Origin of the sequence: Thalassolituus sp. LLYu03 (assembly GCF_050507655.1) — a bacterium.
GTDB lineage: Bacteria > Pseudomonadota > Gammaproteobacteria > Pseudomonadales > Oceanobacteraceae > Venatoribacter.
Window position 1 is genome coordinate 637117 of the sequence record NZ_CP191496.1, and the last position, 21635, is coordinate 658751.

15 protein-coding genes are annotated in these 21635 nt (G+C 58.2%); 8 read left to right on the top strand and 7 right to left on the bottom strand.

Annotated features, from left to right (window positions below):
- Positions 1–172 precede the first annotated feature (172 nt).
- Complete coding sequence (locus ACQUQU_RS03065; RefSeq protein ID WP_430461783.1) at positions 173–2272, top strand: putative bifunctional diguanylate cyclase/phosphodiesterase; 2100 nt, start codon at positions 173–175, stop codon at positions 2270–2272.
- A gap of 84 nt (positions 2273–2356) precedes the next feature.
- Here ACQUQU_RS03065 and ACQUQU_RS03070 read toward each other — a convergent pair whose 3' ends face one another.
- From ACQUQU_RS03070 to ACQUQU_RS03090, 5 genes are all read right to left on the bottom strand, one after another.
- Complete coding sequence (locus tag ACQUQU_RS03070) at positions 2357–2833, bottom strand: Dps family protein (RefSeq protein WP_430461784.1); 477 nt, start codon at positions 2831–2833, stop codon at positions 2357–2359.
- A gap of 172 nt (positions 2834–3005) precedes the next feature.
- The gene (locus ACQUQU_RS03075; protein ID WP_430461785.1) at positions 3006–3929 is read right to left on the bottom strand and encodes a ZIP family metal transporter; all 924 of its coding nucleotides are present in this window, start codon (positions 3927–3929) and stop codon (positions 3006–3008) included.
- A 112-nt stretch (positions 3930–4041) separates the two neighbouring features.
- The gene (locus ACQUQU_RS03080; protein ID WP_430461786.1) at positions 4042–4251 is read right to left on the bottom strand and encodes a DUF2256 domain-containing protein; all 210 of its coding nucleotides are present in this window, start codon (positions 4249–4251) and stop codon (positions 4042–4044) included.
- 33 nt (positions 4252–4284) lie between these two features.
- A complete protein-coding gene (locus ACQUQU_RS03085) occupies positions 4285–5835 on the bottom strand; it encodes a cryptochrome/photolyase family protein (RefSeq protein ID WP_430461787.1) in 1551 nt (516 codons plus the stop codon).
- Between the two features lie 132 nt (positions 5836–5967).
- The gene (locus tag ACQUQU_RS03090; protein ID WP_430461788.1) at positions 5968–6708 is read right to left on the bottom strand and encodes a hypothetical protein; all 741 of its coding nucleotides are present in this window, start codon (positions 6706–6708) and stop codon (positions 5968–5970) included.
- Between the two features lie 155 nt (positions 6709–6863).
- Here ACQUQU_RS03090 and earP point away from each other — a divergent pair, with 155 nt between their 5' ends.
- The 7 genes from earP to ACQUQU_RS03125 all read left to right on the top strand — a co-directional run bounded on the left by earP (position 6864) and on the right by ACQUQU_RS03125 (position 18169).
- On the top strand, positions 6864–8012 hold the full coding sequence (earP, locus tag ACQUQU_RS03095) for an elongation factor P maturation arginine rhamnosyltransferase EarP (protein ID WP_430461789.1): 1149 nt from the start codon (positions 6864–6866) through the stop codon (positions 8010–8012).
- A gap of 48 nt (positions 8013–8060) precedes the next feature.
- Entirely contained in the window at positions 8061–8627 is a 567-nt protein-coding gene (efp, locus tag ACQUQU_RS03100; RefSeq protein WP_430461790.1) for an elongation factor P, read from the top strand.
- A 311-nt stretch (positions 8628–8938) separates the two neighbouring features.
- The gene (locus tag ACQUQU_RS03105) at positions 8939–10435 is read left to right on the top strand and encodes a circularly permuted type 2 ATP-grasp protein (RefSeq protein WP_430461791.1); all 1497 of its coding nucleotides are present in this window, start codon (positions 8939–8941) and stop codon (positions 10433–10435) included.
- Entirely contained in the window at positions 10435–11373 is a 939-nt protein-coding gene (locus ACQUQU_RS03110; protein ID WP_430461792.1) for an alpha-E domain-containing protein, read from the top strand. The genes ACQUQU_RS03105 and ACQUQU_RS03110 overlap by 1 nt, the downstream gene beginning before the upstream one ends.
- On the top strand, positions 11370–14735 hold the full coding sequence (locus ACQUQU_RS03115; RefSeq protein WP_430461793.1) for a DUF2126 domain-containing protein: 3366 nt from the start codon (positions 11370–11372) through the stop codon (positions 14733–14735). The genes ACQUQU_RS03110 and ACQUQU_RS03115 overlap by 4 nt, the downstream gene beginning before the upstream one ends.
- Positions 14736–14771: 36 nt before the next feature.
- Positions 14772–17291: a circularly permuted type 2 ATP-grasp protein gene (locus tag ACQUQU_RS03120; RefSeq protein WP_430461794.1), complete on the top strand. Its 2520-nt coding sequence runs from the start codon at positions 14772–14774 to the stop codon at positions 17289–17291.
- A complete protein-coding gene (locus ACQUQU_RS03125) occupies positions 17291–18169 on the top strand; it encodes a transglutaminase family protein (RefSeq protein ID WP_430461795.1) in 879 nt (292 codons plus the stop codon). The genes ACQUQU_RS03120 and ACQUQU_RS03125 overlap by 1 nt, the downstream gene beginning before the upstream one ends.
- A gap of 143 nt (positions 18170–18312) precedes the next feature.
- Here the strand turns inward: ACQUQU_RS03125 and ACQUQU_RS03130 are convergent, their stop codons facing one another.
- Together ACQUQU_RS03130 and ACQUQU_RS03135 are read right to left on the bottom strand one after the other, a co-directional pair.
- A complete protein-coding gene (locus ACQUQU_RS03130; protein ID WP_430461796.1) occupies positions 18313–19971 on the bottom strand; it encodes an acetolactate synthase large subunit in 1659 nt (552 codons plus the stop codon).
- Between the two features lie 39 nt (positions 19972–20010).
- A complete protein-coding gene (locus ACQUQU_RS03135; RefSeq protein ID WP_430461797.1) occupies positions 20011–21624 on the bottom strand; it encodes an FAD-dependent oxidoreductase in 1614 nt (537 codons plus the stop codon).
- Between the last annotated feature and the right edge of the window lie 11 nt (positions 21625–21635).

The window sequence follows — 21635 nt, forward strand, 5'->3', positions numbered from 1 at the left end:
GATCACCGTGCTGACCAGAAATCCGGATGCAGGACGCGCAAGCGGCTCACCGCGCCCTTGCTGCAACAAAAAGTCGTGCGCCAATTGACCGGAAACCGGCTGGCAGACCCGTGCAGACGGCGCAGCTGGACTAGTATTGGGGTATGTATGCCGAACCGTTCCGGAGGAGTTCATGCTGATCAGAAGCGTCCGCACCGCCATTATGCTTCTGAGCCTGCTGTTCATCCTGATCGTTGCTCTGACTGTTTTCTTTCTGGCGCTGAATGAGCACCGGACTCTTTACGCTCGTTATGTCGAAAGTGACCTCAATGCCCTCACTGAGAACATGGCCAGCGATCTGGTTGGTATTCTCAGCCAGCCCGATTATTTCTTCGAATTAAAAACCTACCTTCTCGGTCTGGATGCCTATCAGCACATTAAAAGTGCAGTGGTGTACGACAAAACATGGGAGCCGCTCGATGTCTTTGTCGGGCCGGATTACGTCGAGCAGGAGGTATCGTCGCACGGCGAGATGCACCTCTGGCGCGAGCAGCCGCCCGGACTCTACCGAGAACAGGGCGTGCTGGTGGCGGTTAAGCGCATCGGTGATCCGGCGCTGGTGCTTGGCTATCTGGTGGTGATCGACGATCTGAGCGGCCCGCTGAGCACCAGTACCCGCAATCTGGCGATTCACACGCTGCCAGCATCGGCCATCGCGGCGCTGTTGCTGATGGCGTTGTTTTACATGCAGGGCAATCGCTGGCTGCGGCCCCTGATCCGCTTGTCGGAATTCGTGCGCCGCGTGGAAGACACCAAAGACTACAAGCTGAAAATTCCGGTGACGGGGCAGTATGAAATTGCGTCGCTTACCGAAAACGTCAACAGCATGATCGAAGCCATCCGCGTCGAATCGGAAATGAATCAGGAATACGTCGATCTGCTCGAAGAGCGGCGCGAGGAAATGGAATACCTCGCCAATTACGACGGCCTGACCGGGCTGGTGAACCGCCAGTATTTTATGAACCTGCTGGAAGATCTGCTGACCGAGAATCCTGAACGTACCGGCATCGCCATGATGTTTATCGACCTCGACGGCTTTAAGGTGGTGAACGACTCATTAGGCCATAACGTCGGTGACTTATTGCTGGTCGAAGTGGCCGAACGGCTGAAGTCCTACGTGCCGGCAGACGACGTGGTTTCCCGTCACGGCGGCGATGAATTTCTGGTGCTGATGCGCCACTGCGCCAGCGACGATGCGCTGCGTGCCATCGCCGACCGCATTGTGCAGGGGCTGATGCAGAAATATCTGATCCAGACCTGGGAAGTGCGCATCAGTGCCAGCGTCGGCATTGCGGTCGCCCGCCCGGAAACGCGTGATGCGCTGGAACTGATCCGCAATGCCGACGTGGCCATGTACCACAGTAAAAGTCTCGGAAAATCCCGCTACAGCTTCTTTAATCCCGGCATGATGCGCGATTATCAGCGCCGGATTGATATCGCCAACGCGCTGGAAAGTGCGCTGGCCGATGATGAATTCACTGTCCATTATCAGGCTAAAGCAATGTCTTCCGGCCGTGTGGTCGGAGCGGAGGCTCTGGTGCGCTGGACCAGTAAAACGCTGGGGTTTGTCTCGCCGGGTGAGTTTATTCCCATTGCCGAACAGTCCGGTAAAGTAACCGATATTACCCAGTGGGTCATTGACCGCGTGTGCCGGGACATCCGCGATCATTTCAGCCTGCTGACGCCGCGCGTACCTGTATCCATTAATTTATCGGCCTTCGATTTAAAGAAGTATCACATGGTCGGTTTTATTAAAGGCGCCTTTCTGAAATATGAAGTTCCGGCCGGTATGGTGGAGTTTGAGGTGACCGAGTATTCGTATCTGGATAATCTGGAAATGGCCAACCGCTTTTTCGGCGAAATTTCGGCCATGGGCTGTCCGGTGGCGCTGGACGATTTTGGTACCGGCTATTCGTCGCTCAGTTACCTCACGCAAATTCCGATCGACGTGATCAAAATCGACAAGCAGTTTATTGATAACATCGGTCATTCGCGCCGCGACGACGCGCTGGTGCTGACCATCATCGAAATGGCCAAACGTCTGGGCATGGGGCTGTGCGCTGAAGGTGTGGAAACCGAAGAACAGGCTGAATTTCTGGATAAGCATGGGTGTGGCGTGATGCAGGGCTACCTCTACAGCAAGCCAATACCGATTGCGCCGTTTATGGATTATCTGAACCAGAAGCAAAGCGTCCGGGCAGCGGTGCTGCCTGACGGTGACTCTGGGCAATAAAAAAGCCGGCAATGCCGGCTTTTTTATTCAACGCAGTCGATGGCTTTTGCCGTCATTGTTCCGGGTTGTTGTTCTTACCTTTCATTATTCTTCGAGCAGTGCACGCAGCATCCACGCGGTCTGTTCGTGCACGCTCAGGCGCTGAGTCAGCAAGTCAGCCGTCGGCTCGTCAGAGGCTTCATCCACCAGAGCAAACAGGCTGCGGGCCGTGCGCGCCGTGGCTTCATGCCCTGTGGCCAGAATACGTATCATATCCACCGCCTTGGGCGGTGTTTCCGGCGCATCCGGCAGGCTGGTCAGGCGCGCAAATTGCGCGTACGAACCGGGGGCCACGTGGCCCAGCGAGCGGATACGCTCGGCAATCGGGTCGACCGCATTCCACAGTTCGGTGTACTGCGCCATAAACATGGTGTGCAGGCTGTTGAACATAGGGCCTGTCACGTTCCAGTGAAAATTGTGCGTGGTCAGGTACAAGGTGTAGGTATCGGCCAGCAATTTGCCCAGACCTTCGCTGATGGCCTGGCGGTGTTCGGCACTGATGCCAATGTTCACGGTGGTCATAATGCAGCTCCTCTACGGTTGTCGTTATTCCACAATTAAGCTCACGGTTTCACTCTAGAGTTCTTTCCCAATAGTGGATAGAAAGTAATAGATATTGATGCGGTAGTTAAAATTTATTGCCGGTGAATGAGCGACTTCATTTCTTAATTGTGGACGGAATGGTTTTGCCCAGTCAGCCCAGCGTGGTATCCAGAATCATCATTAACGCAAAGCCGATCATCAGGCCAATGGTGGCCAGTGTCTGGTGACCGTTGCGGTGCGTTTCCGGAATCACTTCGTGTGATACCACAAACAGCATGGCACCCGCCGCCAGACCCAGACCGACCGGGTAGGCGACCAGTAAGCCACCGGCCAGACCGACTCCCAGTAACGCCCCAACGGGTTCCAGCAAGCCACTGCCGGCGGCAATCAGCACAGCGAATGACGGGGTAAAACCGGCGGCGCGCAAGGTCAGGGCAACGGCCAGACCTTCAGGAATGTCCTGCAGGGCAATGGCGGTGGCCAGTGGCAGACCAATGCTCAGGTCGCCCTGCGCGAAACTCACGCCCACCGCCATGCCTTCCGGCAAATTGTGCAGGGCGATAGCAAAGACAAATAACCAGGCGCGGTCGCACCGTTCGTGGCCCGGGCCACAGGGGCCGGTTTTGTCGTGCTCATGCGGGGTAAATTCATCCAGCCCGAGCATCAGCGCGACCCCTAAGGCCATGCCCAGCACCACCAGCAATCCGCCGGTGGCGGCATGGCCGGTGATGGTTTCGCCGGCTTCAAGGCCCGGTAATAACAGAGAGAACGCAGAGGCGGCCAGCATCATGCCGGCGGCAAAGCCGAGCATGGTGTCTTCAGCTTTCTGCGGCACCGAACGCAGAATCATGGCCGGCATGGCGCCAATGGCAGTGGCGACAAAACCCGCAGTGCCACCCAGCAAGGCGTAGCGCATAAAGCCGCTGCTCTCACCGCTGATGACATGCATCAGGCTCTGCAGCAGTAACAGCACCACGGCGGCGGCCGACAGGGCCAGACCGGTGGCAATAACCGGATGCTCGAAGGCGTGCTGGCGCATGATGCTGGTCCAGCCCGGCTGAGTGCTGATGTCCATGGTGGTCTCCGTCGTGGTGAGTCTGATACTGGTGCAGTTTATGGGGTTTTATAATAGCGTGCGCTGAATATTTTTGATTTCAGCGTAAGGTAAAAGCTATCAGTCGGCGGAATCAGAATTCGTCGTCCACCGCACCGGCGGCGCACAGGTTGGCCGGCGGCAGGCGCTTGTGAGCGGCCCGGCAGCGGTCGCTGCAGAATTTCACCTCAGCCCAGGCCCGAGCCCATTTGCGCCGCCAGGTGAAGGATTTGTGGCAGTGAGCGCACACTTTGACCGGCAGCTGATGCGGGTTACGGCAGTGGTGGTTGTCTGCGTTTTTCATCACATTGACTCCCGGTTCAGGACAGAGGCCTTGTCACAGGCTGTCGAGGTTATTCAGCAGGTAGTCGGCGCGGGCAAGAATGGCCTTCTGCTTGCCGGCGTCCATCCGGTCGAAGCTGCGGTACATCATGCCCATGCGCGGATTACGCGCGAAGGTGTCGCGGTGGCGGATTAAAAAATGCCAGTACAGGCTGTTGAATGGGCAGCTGTCGGCTTTCTCGGCGGTCTTTACCTGATACGGGCAATGGGCGCAGTAGTCCGACTGGCGCGCAATGTAACTGCCGGAAGCGCAGTAGGGTTTGCTGCCCAGAAGACCGCCGTCGGCGTGCATCATCATGCCCAGCGTGTTGGGCAGTTCGACCCAGTCGTAGGCGTCGGCGTACACCGCCAGATACCAGTCACAGATGTCCTGGGGGCGGATACCGGTAAGCAGGGCGAAATTGCCGGTGACCATTAAGCGCTGAATATGGTGGGCGTAGGCGTTGCTGAAGGTGGTGCGGAAGCACTCACTCATGCAGTGCATGCGTGTCTGGCCGCTCCAGTAATACGCCGGCAGCGGGCGCTGATTATTCAGCTCGTTGCGTCCGGCGTAGTGCGGCATAAAGGTCCAGTAAATACCGCGCACGTATTCCCGCCAGCCGATGATCTGGCGGATAAATCCTTCGACCGCTGCCAGTGGCGCCTGACCGTGATAATAGGCCGCTTCGGCCGCCAGACAGACTTCCATGGCGGTCAGCAAGCCGCAGTTAATATAAGGCGACAGCAGCGAGTGAAATAAGGCATCGGCGCGCCCGCCCAGCGCCTGTTCGCTGACCATGGCGTCCTGATAGCGGCCGAAATGCGGCAGGCGGTGGTCAATAAAATGCTGCAGGGCAGTGAGTGCCTGCTCACGCGTGGTCGCCCAACGGAAGGGCTGGAGGTCACCCATGTGGTGACCGAAGTGAGCACTGACCAGAGCCAGCACTTCCTCATCTGTGCTGTCGCGGGTGAAATCGAGGCGCGCCGGTACCGGCACTTCGCCCTTATACGCCGCGCGGTTGTCGGCATCGAAATTCCACTGGCCACCGACGGGTTTATCGCCCTCCATCAGCAGGCCGGTTTTGCGCCGCATCTCGCGGTAGAAATACTCCATGCGCAACTGCTTGCGTCCCTCCGTCCACTGGCGGAATTCCTGCGCGGAAAAGATAAAGCGGTCGTCTTCGTAGACGATAACGGGAATCCCAAGCGCCTGTGGCCACGAGTCATCCATGGCGTGCTGCAGGCGGTATTCGCCGCATTCGGTCAGTATCAGTTCGTCAAAGCAGCCGGCACGGACGACCTGCTGCACAGCACTTATCAGGCTTTTAACCGGGCTGGTCGGGTCAAAGGCGTGGTACAGCACGCGAAAGCCCTGCGCGCGGCATTCATCAGCGAAGTGGCGCATGGCGGAAAACAGCAGGGCAATTTTTTGCGGATGGTGCGGGACGTAGGCGGTTTCGTCGGCCACTTCAGCAAACAGCAGGGTATCGGTCTGCGGGTCCAGCACGCGCAGACTGGCCAGCGTTGGCGTCAGCTGATCGGCGAGAATAAGTCCTAATCGACTCATGGCAGGGCCTTCCGGGTTTATGAGCGCGGGGTTTTTAATGGGTGTATAGCTTTGTATAGGTAATGTATCGCTAAAAGCTGTGCATGAACAGTCCGTCTGCGAGCGGCGGATGGCTGAGTAACAGGCAGGAAGTTATTGCTGCGCCGTATTGGACGGCATGGCCGAAGGCAGGAAGGCACTGTCGGGCGGCAGGCTGCGCAGATAGCGGTTGAAGCGGTTGATCACTTCCGGGTGGCGCATGGTCGACAGGTAATAGGCGTAACTGTAAGGCGCGTATTCTTCACGCACCTTGAGCGCCAGGGGTTCTTCGCGGTGGCTTGAGGCGTATTCGGCGACGCGCACATTGAAATAAATGGCATCGATGCGCCCGGCTTCCAGCATACGGAACAGCTGCTCCATGGTGGAGGCTTCGACCAGAATCAGGTTGCCTTCGGTCAGCTGGTAGGAAATACCCGGCGTGGTGAAGCCGAGAATGGTGCCTACGGTACGGATCGGACCTGTGTTGTCGGTCAGCGTCATCACGGCTTCGGTGATCTTCATCACCGGGTCGCTGTAGTAGATGGTCAGCCCGGATTTCAGGCCGCTCGACCATTGCGGGTTATCGGGGAATTTAAAGTCGAACTGGTCGCGGGTGAACAGCAGGAACAGGCGCGGCACTGGCATGGCGTCGTAATAAAACGACAGTCCATTTTTGTCGGCAAAATCATCCAGCAGCTGGCGGGCTTCCCCGCTGTACTGGTTGTTGTTAATAAAGTAATAGGGAGCGTAGTCGGTGGTTTCCACACCAACGGTGAGGCCGGCCGCAACACTGGCCGGAGCCTGCGTGAGCCACAGGCAGCTGAGTAAAAACAGGTGGCGGTAAAACTGCACCATGGTTTCAGCTAATCTCCCTTACGCCGTCAACATCTCAGACATTATTCTGTATACCACGAAGAAAGCATAAAAAGTGCCTCACCTGATCACTTGATCAAATTTTGTTGGTAGCTAACATGACGCGCCGCTGAAAATGTCGCCGGAGGACAATCAGAGTGCACAGAGACAGCCTGAACTGGGCGATTTTTTGCCGGGTTATCGATAACTTTGGCGATATTGGTGTGTGCTGGCGGCTGGCCCGTCAGCTGATGCAGGTGCACGGTCAGCAGGTCACCCTGTGGGTTGATGACCTGACCAGCTTTCATGCCATTGAGCCTGCGGTTGATGCCAGCGCCGACCGGCAGACCGTCGATGGCGCTGTTGTGCGCCACTGGCATGCGCAGGCCTGTGACGGTGTTGCCGCGCAGGACGTCGCCGATGTGGTGATCGAGGCCTTCGCCTGTGACATTCCCGACCCCTATATCCGCGCCATGCAGCAACGTTCTGTGCCGCCGTTGTGGATCAATCTTGAGTACCTGAGCGCCGAAGACTGGGTAACGGATTTTCACCTCGGCCATTCGCCGGTGCACAATTTGGGCAAAACCTTCTTCTTCCCGGGCTTCACCGAGGGCACAGGTGGGCTGTTGTTTGATGCGCATTTGCCGGCCCTCAGCCAGTGTTTTGCCGCAGCCGAGGCGCGTCAGGCCCTGCTGCAGGCGTTCGGCTTTCAGGTGAAGGTGGCCGGCGCTCGTCTGATCAGCCTGTTTGCCTATGAAAACCCGGCGTTGCCCGACCTGCTTGAGCAGCTGCAGGCGTTGGCCCAGCCGGTGATTTTGCTGGTGCCCGAGGGACGCATTTCTGCCGGTCTGCATCAGTGGCTGGGCGAGCCGCTGGTTGCCGGGCAGCAGCTGAACCGCGGCGGGCTTACCCTGTGCGGGTTGCCGTTTATGCCACAAAGCCGCTATGACGAACTGCTGGCTGCCTGCGACCTCAACTTTGTGCGCGGTGAAGAGTCGTTTGTCCGGGCACAGATGCTGGGCAAGCCTATGGTGTGGCACATCTATCAGCAGGAAGAGGATGCGCATCTGGTGAAGCTTGAGGCCTTTCTGCAACGCTATCTTCAGGCGGCTGATGAGGCGTTGCGTGAACCCCTGTTGCACCTGTTCCGCAGCTGGAATCAGCCGGGGCTGAAACTGCCCGATCTGGCGCCTTTGCTGAGTGCTCCGGAAGGGTGGCAGAGGCACTGCGCAGACTGGCAGCAGAGCCTGCTGGCACTGGGGGATCTGGCCTCAAACCTCGTGCATTACGCGAGAAATCGGGTATAGTGCTGCCCACTTTATAAACTACTGCAACTGATAGATCGGTATATCTCTATGAAAATTGCACAAGAGTTCCGCGCTGGTCAGGTTATGAACCTGCAAGGTCAGCCATGGATCGTCCTGAAGGCTGAATTCAACAAATCCGGCCGCGCCGCTTCTGTAATGAAGATGAAACTGAAAAACCTGCTGACTGGTGCAACCCAGGAGCCGGTTTTCAAAGCTGACGACAAGTTCGAACCTGTGGTTCTGGAACGTCGCAATGTGACTTACTCCTACTTCCAGGATCCGCTCTACGTATTTATGGACGAAGAGTACAACCCGGTTGAAGTTGAAAAAGAAAACCTGGGCGACACCCTGAACTTCATTCAGGATGGCATGACCGACGTATGTGAAGCTGTATTCTACGAAGGCAAAGCCATCTCTGTAGAAATGCCGACCACCATCGTTCGTACCATTTCTTACACTGAGCCAGCCGTTCGTGGCGACACCTCAGGTAAAGTAATGAAGCTGGCCAAGCTGGACAACGGCTACGAGCTGTCTGTTGCTGCCTTCGTTGAAATCGGCGACGCCGTCGAAATCGACACCCGTACTGGTGAATTCAAAGGCCGCGCTAAGGTCTGATCCCTCACCGGATAAAAAAAGCCACCTTCGGGTGGCTTTTTTGTTTCCGCTCCACACGTCTGTCACAGACCATGGTTCTACTGATAAATGGCACCCTTTTTGAAAGGATAAAGTCCATACGGACAATGGCCCGCTCAGCAATGTTCACAATCGCGGGCCCTTGTTTTGTTCGGAGCTTTTTTGGTGCAAAGTGATGAGTCATGGTGATGCATGTGCACCAAAAAGGAACTTTGGCGTAGCCGTTAAGCGCTAGCGCCGTGTGGCCCCGAGATCGGGGAGTACTGTGGTCCTGCGGGACCGAGAGGAGCGGTATGTCTATAGGTTGGAAAGAGTATGCCCCACACGAGGGGTATTTCGATGAATTGTTCAGTAGTCCTGGTAATCCACGCCAGCCCGCCAAACGCCTCATCAACTATCTGAGTTCCCTGTCTGAAGAAGACATCCTGTCACGCAAAATAGCCGCTGAATCCACCATCAAAGAGATGGGCGTGTCCTTCACTGTGTATACCGAAGGCGGCAACATTGACCGTGCCTGGCCATTCGATATCGTGCCGCGCGTCATCTCCCGCAGTCAGTGGGACAAAACCGCCGCCGGCCTCAAGCAGCGCCTGACCGCGCTGAACATGTTCATCGACGATCTGTACCACGATCAGAAAATCATCAAAGACGGCATCATCCCGGAATTCGTGCTGAAGCAGTCGAAAAATTACCGTAAGGAATGCGAAGGCGTCAGCCCGCGTTTCGGCGTCTGGGCGCACATCTGCGGTACCGACCTGGTGCGCGATGGTGACGGTCAGTTCTACGTGCTGGAAGACAACCTGCGCGTGCCATCCGGTGTGTCTTACATGCTGGAAAACCGCTCCATTATGAAGCGCGTGATTCCCGAAGTGTTCGAAAAAGTGAACATTGCCCCGGTTGGTGACTACCCGGAAGCCCTGTTCGACATGCTGTCATCGCTGTCGCCGCGCCGCGTGGCCAAGCCGGTGGTGGTGGTGCTGACACCGGGTATCTACAACTCGGCCTATTTTGAGCACGCTTTTCTTGCGCAGCGCATGGGCGCTGAACTGATTGAGGGCAGCGATCTGGTGGTCGGCGACGACGACGTGGTGTACATGAAGACCATCGCCGGCCTCGAACGCGTTGACGTCATCTACCGTCGTATCGACGATTTATACCTCGACCCTGAAGTCTTTATGCCGGATTCCACCTTAGGCGTGCCGGGTTTAATGCGCGCCTGGAAAGCCGGTAATGTGGCGCTGGCCAACGCGCCGGGCGCGGGTGTGGCCGACGACAAAGTGGTGTACGCCTATGTACCGGCCATCATCAAATATTATCTGGGCGAAGAGCCGCTGATTCCGAACGTTGAAACCTTCCTCTGTTACGACGACAAGCAGCGCGAATACGTACTCGCCAACCTCGACAAACTGGTGGTGAAACCGGCCAACGAATCGGGCGGCTACGGCATGCTGATCGGCCCGCATTCCACCAAGAAAGAGCGTGAAGAATTTGCCCGTTTAATTAAGGCGAATCCGCGCAACTACATTGCGCAGCCAACGCTGGCGCTGTCGACCGCACCGACGCTGGTGGGCAAAAACAAAGTAGAACCACGCCATCTCGATTTACGCCCGTTTATTCTGCAGGGCCGCGACAGCTATGTGACCACAGGCGGGCTGACCCGCGTGGCCATGAAAAAAGGCTCGCTGGTGGTGAACTCATCACAGGGCGGCGGCAGTAAAGATACCTGGATTGTCGATGGGGTAGCGCCGAAAAAAGCGGCGGATGCGACTGCGGAAGGGAAGGGCGAATAATGCTGTCAAAAGTTGCTGAACGAATTTACTGGGCGGCCCGTTATCTGGAACGTGCCGAAAGCACAGCCCGTATTTTAACCATTTATGACCAGCTGCTGTTCGACCTGCCGCGTCAGGTGAATCTGGGCTGGTACAACCTGATTGTGATCAACAGTCTGGAAGCCGATTTTAACGAACGTTATTCGGTAAAAGACGAACGCAATGTGGTGAAATTCCTGCTCGGCGATGAATCCAACCCATCGTCACTGGTGTCGTCACTGAAAGCTGTGCGGGAAAATATCCGCACCACGCGCGACGTGATTCCGCCGGAAACCTGGGAAATGGTGAACGAGCTGACCCTGTACGTGCAGGAAAATATCGCCAAGGGTATTAACCGCAGTGCCCGTCACGAATTTCTCGACAATATCATTAAAGGCTGTCAGCAGATCGTCGGTTTGTGGTTTGTGAACATGCCACGCGATGCCGCCTGGGAAATGCTGCTGCTCGGCCAGAACCTTGAGCGTGCCGACTCGACCACGCGTAATCTGGACGCCGGTGTGGCGGCCATTCTGCAGGTGGAGGACGACGATTTCGCGGTGAACGCCCGTCAGATTATCTGGGGCAACGTACTGCGTTCACTGAATGCCGAGCAGCCTTTCCGTCGTGCCAGCCGGGCATCGGTGAAAGGTGAGCTGGTGGTGAATTACCTGATTGCCGACGAATTTTTCCCGCGCTCGCTGTACTACAGCGTCAGTGAATTACTGCATGTGTCGTCCCATCTGCCACACAGCAAAGCCGTGGTCGCGCGATTGAAAAGCATGCAGGAAGAAATTCCGGCCTGTGCCGAACCCGAGGAACTGGGCAACGAGTTCCGCGACATGCTCAACAACCTGCAGATCACCCTGGGTGAACTGCACGCTCTGTTCAGTAAAACCTGGTTTATGGCGGAGCCGTTATGACCATTCGTGTAGCGATTTCGCACAATACCTATTACGACTTCGATCGTCCGGTGACCTTGTCACCGCACGTTATCCGTTTAAGGCCGGCGCCCCACAGCCGGACACCGATTCACAGCTACAGCTTAAAAGTGACGCCTGAAGATCACTTTATTAACTGGCAGCAGGATGCGTTCGGTAATTTTCTGGCGCGTCTGGTGTTTCCGGAAACCACGCGGAAATTCTCGGTCGAGGTCGAAGTCATCGCCGATATGACGGTGATCAACCCGTTCGATTTTTTCCTTGAGGAATACGCCGAGAATTTTCCGTTCGAGTATGACAAACAGCTGAAAAAAGAGCTGGCGCCGTATCTGGAACTGAGCGAAGAAGGCGCGCTGTTCAAAGACCTGTTCAACAGCATCGACAAAAAAGAACAGCGCAGCATCGATTTTCTGGTGAGCATTAACCAGAAAATTCAGCAGCACGTCGAATATTGTGTGCGCCTTGAACCGGGCGTGCAGACACCGGAAGAAACCCTGTCGCTGGCCAAAGGTTCCTGCCGCGACAGCGCCTGGTTGCTGGTGCAGATGCTGCGTCACTGTGGTCTGGCCGCGCGTTTTGCGTCGGGCTACCTGGTGCAGCTGACCGCCGACGAAAAATCCCTGGATGGTCCGTCCGGTCCGGAAGCGGATTTCACCGATTTACACGCCTGGTGCGAAGTGTATTTACCGGGTGCCGGCTGGATTGGTCTGGACCCGACGTCCGGTCTGTTCGCCGGCGAAGGTCATATTCCGCTGGCCTGTACGCCGGACCCGGTATCGGCGGCGCCGATTCAGGGCTTTACCGATCAATGCGAAGTCACCTTCGACTACAGCAACACGGTCAGCCGTGTGCACGAAGATCCGCGCGTCACCAAGCCATACAGCGATGCCGACTGGGCCGATATTTTATTGCTCGGTAACGACGTTGAAAAACGTCTGCTGGCCGACGATGTGCGCCTGACCATGGGCGGCGAGCCGACCTTCGTGTCGGTGGATGATATGGAATCGGCGCAGTGGAATACCGAGGCGCTCGGCAAAGACAAACTGGCGCTGGCGAAAACCCTGCTGCTGCGCCTGCGCAATCATTTTGCGCCATTTGGCCTGCTGCATTACGGTCAGGGCAAATGGTATCCGGGCGAGGAAGTACCGCGCTGGGCGCTGGGTCTTTTCTGGCGTACCGACGGCGAGCCGCTGTGGGGCAAACCGGAATTACTGGCGCGGGTGAATCACGATTACGGCCACAAGCTGGCCGACGCCGAACGCTTCTCGCAATTGCTGGCCGATAAACTCGGTCTCGATACCGGTTATGTGCAGCCGGCGTACGAAGACGGTCTGCATTACCTGCTGCAGGAACAGAACCTGCCGGCCAATATCGACGCGCAGATTGCCGGCGCCAAAGACAGTCTGGCCCGCCGCCGTCTGGCGCGCGTGCTGGAGCAGGGGCTGGAGCAGGGGCTGGATACCCCGACTGGTTTTGTATTGCCGCTGGGCTGGAATTTTTACAGCCAGAGCTGGCAGTCGAGCCTGTGGGAATTCCGTCGTGGCCGTCTGGTGCTGATTCCGGGCGACTCGCCCGTGGGTCTGCGTCTGCCGCTCGACAGCCTGCCGTGGAGCGAAGAAGTTCAGCTGCCGCAGGACGTCGACCCCTTTACACCGCACGCACCGCTGGCCAGTCATGAGCGTCTGCTGAACATGCCGCCACCGCCTGCGGTGGCTGAAACTCAGACGCAGCAGAAAGCCGCCGGTAAAGATGCGCACCAGACCATCTGGCGTGACATGGTGAAAACCGCACTGGCTGTCGAAGCCCGTGGCGGCAAGCTGCATATCTTTATGCCGCCGCTGCCGTATCTGGAAAGCTACGTACACCTGCTGGCGGCCATTGAATTCTGCGCGCTGGAACTCAGCCTGCCGGTGGTGATTGAAGGCTACGAGCCGCCGCGCGATCCGCGTCTGAAGAAACTGCTGGTGACCCCGGACCCGGGCGTGATCGAGGTGAACATTCACCCGGCCAACAACTGGGACGAGCTGGTCGGCAACATGACCGAGCTGTATCAGGCCGCGCGCGAGTCGCGTCTGGGGGCTGAGAAATTCATGCTCGACGGCCGCCATACCGGCACCGGCGGTGGTAACCACATTACCCTCGGCGGCCCAACGCCTGCCGACAGCCCTATGCTGCGCCGTCCGGATGTGCTGCAGAGTTTCGTTACCTTCTGGCAGCACCACCCGTCGCTGTCGTACCTGTTCTCCGGCGCCTTTATCGGCCCGACCAGTCAGGCACCGCGTGTCGATGAAGCCCGTGACGATTCGCTTTACGAACTGGAAATCGCTTTCCAGCAGATGCCGGCCGGCGAAGTGCCGCAGCCGTGGATGGTCGACCGCATCATGCGCAACCTGCTGATCGACGTGACCGGTAACACGCACCGCGCCGAGTTCTGCATCGACAAACTGTTTGCGCCGGGTTCGGTGGCGGGCCGTTTAGGTCTGCTCGAATTCCGTGGCTTTGAAATGCCGCCGCACGCGCGCATGGCGCTGGTGCAGGCGCTGCTGATCCGCGCGCTGGTCAGCCGTTTCTGGCGTGAGCCGTACCGCAAGCCGCTGGTGCGCTGGGGTACCGAGCTGCACGACAAGTTCATGCTGCCACATTACGTCTGGCGCGATGTCTGTGCCGTGGCGCAGGACCTGCAGGATCACGGTCTGCCGTTCAAGGCGGAGTGGCTGGCGCCGTTCGAGGAATTCCGCTTCCCGCATTACGGCCGTGTGCAGCTGGATGACGTGTGCATCGAACTGCGCTGGGCGATCGAGCCCTGGCATGTGCTGGGCGAGGAAGTATCGAGCTTCGGCACCGCCCGTTACGTGGATTCGTCGGTTGAGCGCCTGCAGGTGAAGGTCACCGGCATGGCCGGCGAGCGCTATGTGCTGGCCTGTAATGGCCGCCGCGTGCCGCTGAGCAATACCGGCCGCAAAGGCGAATACGTGGCCGGCGTACGCTACAAGGCCTGGGCGCCGCCATCGGCTCTGCACCCGACTGTGGGCATTCACGCGCCGCTGGTGTTTGACCTGATCGATACCTGGAGTGGCCGCTCCATCGGTGGTTGTACCTACGCGGTCAGCCACCCGGGTGGCCGTAATTACGATACCTTCCCGGTCAATGCGTTCGAGGCGGAAGCCCGTCGTATTACCCGTTTCGGCGATCTGGGTCATACCCAGGGGCCGTTCACGGCCCGCCCGGCGGTGGATGCGCTGCGCGAGTTTTTCCCGCACAGCACGCCACGGCCGATGGCGCCGCCGCCGGAAGAATCGCCGGATGAGTACCCGCATACGCTGGATTTGCGCAGGATGCGATAAACTACACCCCATTACGAACTCAAGGGTATTCCGGGTATGCAATCCAGTGAAGCGCGGCCGCAGTGGCTGTATGAGCCGAGCGATCAGCGTCACGACGACATGATCCGGCCAGACGGCAGCCTGCGGCCGCACTGGCACTATGTGCTCGACAGTCTGGCGGGGCTGGACGATCTGGCCGCCCGTCGCCAGAAGGCGCTGCGTATTCTGCGTGACGACGGTGCGACCTATAACATTTACGCCCACGGCAGTGTGGATCAGGCGCCGACCTGGAACCTGGATCTGGTGCCGAACATCATCAGCAGTGATGAGTGGGCGGATGTGGAAAGCGGCCTGCTCGAACGCGCCGAACTGCTGAATCTGCTGCTGCGCGATCTGTACGGTGCCCGCACCCTGATCCGCACCGGCGTGATTCCGCCGGAAGCTGTGTTCTGTCATCGCGGCTTTCTGCGCGCCTGTCACGGCATTCAGCTGCCCGGTGATCACGACCTGATTCTGCACGCGGTGGACATGATCCGCGATCCGCAGCAGGGCTTTGTGGTGCTGGGTGACCGTACCCAATCGCCGTCCGGTGCCGGCTACGCGCTGGAAAACCGCACTGTGATGTCGCGCGTGTTCCCGAGCCTGTTCCGCGACAGTCATGTGCATCGTCTGGCGGCCTTCTTCCAGCGCCTGCGGGTGAAGCTGATGAGCCTGTCGCCGAATCCGTCGCAGGCGCGCGTCGTGCTGCTGACGCCGGGGCCGCACAACGAAACCTATTTCGAACACGCCTATCTGGCTAACTACTTAGGTTTCCCGCTGGTGCAGAGCGACGATCTGGTGGTGCGCAACGGCTTCCTGTGGATGAAATCCCTCGACGGTTTAAGCCGTGTGGACGTGCTGCTGCGCCGGGTCGACGACTGGTTCTGTGATCCGGTGGAACTGCGCGCCGACTCCCGTCTGGGGGTGGCCGGTATGCTCGAAGTGGTGCGCGCCGGCAATCTGGTGGTGGCCAACCCGCTGGGCTCGGGCATTCTCGAAAACCCGGTGTTCCTGCGTTATCTGCCGGACATCGCCAAAGCCCTGCTGGGCCGCGACCTGCGTCTGCCGTCAGTAACCACCTACTGGTGCGGCGACGACGCCGACCGCGCCTATGTGCTGAGTCATTTACCTGAGCTGGTGATCAAGCCGGTGTACCGCAGCGCCGGTACGCTCAGCATCCGCGCCAGCGAACTGAACGACGAACAACGGGCCGCGCTGATGGCGCGCATTCAGGCCGACCCGCTGCAATACATCGCCCAGCCGGCACTGCAGGCCGGGCATCTGCCGACCCTCAGTAACAACCAGTTTGATCTGGTGCCGCGGCCGGCGATTCTGCGTTCGTACGCAGTGGCGTCGGGCTCGTCTTACACCCTGATGCCGGGCGGTCTGACCCGTGTGGGCGGCGAAGAAAACAGTTTTGTGATCGCCAGTCAGGCCGGTGCCCGCAGTAAAGACACCTGGGTGGTGGCGTCTGAGCCTGAGCGCATCAGCCTCAGTGAACTGGGCGACGACGTTCCGGCCGGACGTGAAACCGAAACCGTCAGTCTGCCCAGCCGGGTGGTGGAAAACCTGTTCTGGATGGGACGTTACGCCGAGCGTGCCGAAGCCATTCTGCGCATACTGCGCACCACCTTTATTCAGTTCTCCAGCGAATCGCCGGCCAGTCCGGCGGTGAAGCGTAATCTGTTGTCCACCGTGATGCAGGTGGCCGGTCTGTTCGGCACCGAAACAGACCCGGATACCCAGCTGGCTAATTGGGTGCAGGACGGCTCGCTCAACAACAGCATCGCCGGCAGCCTGAACGCCATGCTGTATTGCGCCGACCAGACCAAAGAGCTGCTGTCGTCGGATACTTTCCGCATCATCAACGACATCCGCGATGCCTTGATTGAACTGCCGCAGGCGCTGACCAACAGCATGGCGTCGGCGCCGGAAGAGGTGCTCGACCCGCTGGTGACCGCGCTGATGGCCTTTGCTGGTCTGACGCAGGAAAGCATGAACCGCAGCTTCGGCTGGCGCTTTATGGAACTGGGCAAACGTCTGGAACGGGCGCAGCAGATCAACACCGCCGTGACCGGTCTGATGGGGCCTGTATTAAGCGAAGGCGAACAGAACCGCATGGCCGAAGCCCTGCTGCTGACCATGGAAACCCTGATCAGTTACCGTCGCCGTTATCGCGGCCGCATGAGTACCGAAACCACCCTCGACCTGATTCTGCTCGACGGCAGTAATCCGCGTTCGCTGATGTATCAGCTGAATCTGATTAATGAGCATTTAAATGCGCTGCCGCGCCCGGTCACTGTGCTGCATGAACTGAGTGCCGAACAGCGCACCCTGATGGAAGCGGAAGTGCTGGTGAAACTGACGCCGTTGAAAGTGCTGAGCAACGCCGGCGACGGCGTGCATCAGGAACTGACCGATGCCATGGGTGGCTGCAAACATCTGCTGGCCGCCCTGAACGATAAAATTACGGACAAATTCTTCGACCACCGCGAAAACTCCCAGCAGCTGGTGCAAAGCGCGATGGAGGTGCTCTGATGCGTTACCGGGTAAAACACATTACCGAATATCAGTACGCCAGCCGGGTGTCGCACTGCTACAACATGGCGCATCTGATGCCGCGCAACAGCCGCCGCCAGAAGTGCCTGAGCACGCATCTGGATATTCAGCCGGGCGCATCGTTTAACGTAAAGCGCGAAGATTATTTCGGAAACTGGGCACACCATTTCGAGATTCATAATCCGCATAAGAAACTGCGTATTGTTGCGACCTCGGAAGTGGAGACCAAAGATCAGGTGAGCATGATGGACCTGGATCTCGGGGTGACCTGCGCCCAGGCGCGCGAGCTGATGCGCAGCGCGCGCGACATGGACACCCTGATGGCGCGTGAGTTTATGCTCGACTCGGCCATGGTGCGTCACAGCGACGACTTAAAAGAATTCGCTGCGGCCATTTTTACTGATGACAAGCCTCTGCTGAAAGCCACGCTGGAATTAACCCAGACCATTTACCGCGAGTTTAAATACAATCCGCAGGCGACCACGATTGCCACGCCGATTGCCGAGGTGCTGGAGCGTAAAGAAGGTGTGTGTCAGGACTTTGCCCACGTTCAGATTGGCATGCTGCGCGCGCTTGGTTTTGCCGCCAAATACGTGTCGGGTTATCTCGAAACCCTGCCGGCGCCGGGACAGGCGAAGCTGGTGGGTGCTGATGCCAGCCATGCCTGGATTTCGGTGTACGCACCGGGCGAGGGCTGGTTTGAATTCGACCCGACCAACAATTGCATGGTGGGCGAACAGCATATTATTACCGCCTGGGGGCGGGACTTCTTCGACGTCACGCCGTTATGCGGTGTGATCTTCGGCGGCGGTGAAAATCCGACATTAAGTGTCTCGGTGGATGTCAGCCGTCTCTGATCATCAGCGGTAACAAGCGAAATAAAAAAGGGCCCAAAGGCCCTTTTTTATTTCACACGTCTTTTATTTGAAACTTCATTTATTTAACACTTCATTTATTTCACGCTGCTTTCTATTGGCGCTTTTTAGAGAGCGCAATGACCTCACGGCGCAATTTTCTTTTTCAGGGCACGGGTGACTGACAGTGGCAGACTTGGCAGCGAACGCAGCACCCACGGCAGCACTTTGCGTTTTACACCGTTCAGGGATTCCGGCACCACAGCTTCAATCAGATGCGGGCCAGGATGCGCCAGTGCGTATTCCAGTGCTTTGTTCATTTCCTCGGCGGTATGCACACGGATTCCGTGAACGCCCATGCCGGTGGCCAGTTGCGCAAAATTCAGCACAGGGCCGTTCAGGTCGAGCTGAGATTTGGCTTTTGCGCCCACTTCGTCGGCACCCACGCGCTCCAGTTCAATGTTCAGAACCGAGTACGAGGCATTATTAAAAATAATGCTGGTCACGTTCAGTTGTTCGCGCGCCATGGTCCACAACGCCTGCACTGTGTACATGGCGGTGCCGTCGCCGATCAGCGAAATGACCGGGCGGTCCGGACAGGCGATGGCCGCACCGACCGAATTCGGCAGGCCCTGACCAATCGCACCACCGGTTAAGGTGATCATGTCGTGGCGCGGGCAGCCGGCGGTCATTTTGTTGAGCATCAGACCTGAGGTAATGGCTTCGTCGACAATAATGGCGTTGTCCGGCAGGAAATGAGCAACGGCTTTGCAGACTTTTTCGGCGGTTAATTTACCGCGCGGACGACCCGGACGCTCCGCCGCCTGCAGGGCAGGGGAGGCCGCGGCCGCACCCAGCGCGGTGGCCAGTTTATTCAGACTGCCGGCGGTGTCCTGTTCCGGGGTGGCCAGTGTGTGCACAGTGCAGCCGTCCGGTACCAGATAGCTTTTTTTGCCCGGGTAGGCAAAGAAAGACACCGGCGCTTTGCAGTCGACCAGAATCAGGCTTTCCACATCCGCCAGCTGCACGCCGGCCAGTTCAGCAAAATAAGCAATACGCTCAACCGCTGGCAGACCTTCGCCGCGCTCAATGCGGGTCGGGAAAGTTTCGGCAAATAGTTTCACACCGTTATTGGCCGCTATTTTGGCGGCCGCCAGCAGGCTTTGTTCGCGCAGGGCACGGCCGCCCAGTAAAAAGGCGGTTTTCTTGCCGGAACGGATGGCATCGGCGATGGCCTGTACCGTGGCGTCATCCGCCAATGGCGCGGCCGGTTGTGGCGGTACAACGCATGGCACGCCGCCTTCGCCCCAGGATACGTCGGCCGGCAGAATCAAGGTTGCTACCTGACCAGGGAAACCACGCGCGGCGGTAATGGCATCGGCGGCGTCCTGACACAGGGCTTCTGTTTTCTGTGAGGTACGGACAAAGCCCGGCGACACGTTGCGCGCCACGGTTTCAATATCAGACTGCAGCTGAGCGTCGTAAGGCACATGATAGGTGGCGTGGTCGCCAACAATGTTGACCACCGGCACTTTGCCTTTGCGGGCGTTGTGCAGGTTGGCCAGACCGTTACCCAGACCGCAGCCTAAATGCAGCAGGGTGGCGGCGGGTTTATCGGCCATGCGCGCGTAACCGTCGGCAGCGCCGGTGGCGACACCTTCGAACAGTGCCAGTACGGCTTTCATGTTCGGTTCACTGTCGAGGGCCGCGACAAAATGCATTTCGCTGGTGCCCGGGTTGGTGAAGCAGACTTCGATGCCGGCATCGACCAGAGTTTTCATCAGAGCTTGTGCGCCGTTTGGCATTGTTATTCTCCTCGCTCACATATTCGGTTTAATTCGCGGTTATTCACCGGCGATGATGGATTTAGCGGCCGCCCGGGCGGTCATGATGCAGCCGGGCAGAAAAGTACCTTCCAGTGATCGTTTGCCGTTGGAACCGCCGCCGCCGAAGCCTGCAGCTTCACCGACGCAGTAAAGACCGGCGACCGGCTGGTTGTTGTCCCCCAGTACACGACTTTTTAAATCAGTACGCAAACCACCCAGACTCTTACGGGTAATTAATTGCATACGGATGGCAATAAAAGGGCCTGCGCCTTTCTTTTGCAGCGGCGCCGGTTTGCAGGTGCGCAGACGGTCTGGCCCCCATTGTCGCGCGTGCAGAATACGGCGGATCTGATCGTCGTTTTCGAGTTTGCTGCCAGCCGCAAAATTGGCGTCGAAGGCATCGGCGGTGTCCTGTAATTGCGCCGCATCGATATCCAGCGACTGGGTCAGCGTGTTCATTTTTCCGGCCAGTTCTTCCAGCGTGTCGGCGACAATAAAGTCGGCACTTTCACTGGCCATCTGTTTCACCAGACGGTGGTTGCCGAACAGGGTTTCCAGCACAAAGCGTACGAATTGTTTGTCGCGGATGCGCTGGTTGTGTTCGGCGCCGGAAATGGCGAATTCTTTGGCAGCAATGCGCCAGTTCAGCAGATGCCAGGTCCAGGGTTTTTCCTGCTCGGCTACACGCTGACACAGCCAGTGCGTATCAAAGCCGGTGACCAGAGGTTCAGGGCCAATGCGCTTGCCTTTATGGTCGAGCCAGAGCGCCGATTTACACGGAATGGTGGATAAACCGTGGCCTTTAAAATGCGGATACGGGTGAGCAAAGCCCGCCGCGTAATTCCACATTTCGCCGGAGTTAACGATATGACCGCCGAGTTTACCGGCCACTTCGTGATGCATATTGCCGTCGGCAAACGGGTGGGCGCCGTTGAGCATGGTCGCAGGCATTGGTCGTTCTTTCGGCCAGTTGGCGCGGGTTTGCTGATGATTGCCATTCAGACCACCGCTGGCGATGACCACAGTGCCGGCCTTAAAACGCACCGCTTCACCGGTTTCGTCATTGGTGCCGCTGGCGCCGGTGATTGTGTCGCCGTGTTGTTCAAGGGCGGTAATGGAATGCTTGTGCAGCAGGGTTAAACGGTTGTCGCGGTTAGCCGCGTGCATGGCGGCAATCATGGTGCGGGTCAGTTCGCGCGAGGTGCCGTAGACAATGTGATAGCGCGGCACACTGTTGCCGTCGCCGTACATGCCACGCTCGACCCAGTTCACGGCCGGCATGAATTTAACGCCTTCGCTCTGCAGCCAGTCGTGTACCTCGGCACACGAGTGTTCGACGTAGTATTTCGCCCACGCCAGCGAATGCTCGTCGCGGGTATCCAGTTCACCGAAGCGGATCCAGTCGGCCAGCGCCCGCTCGGGCGTGTCGGGAATGCCCATCTTGCGCTGCAACGAGGTGCCGACCAGCGCCATGCCACCAAAGGCCCACAGCGCCAGACCACCGAGGCGCTCGGGCGTGTCGCGGTCGACCAGAGTCACGCGCTTACCGGCGCGCAGAAGCTCCAGCGTCGTCACAATGCCGGCGATCCCCCCACCGACCACCAGAACATCGGAAGTGATTTCTCTGGTCATGAAAACATACC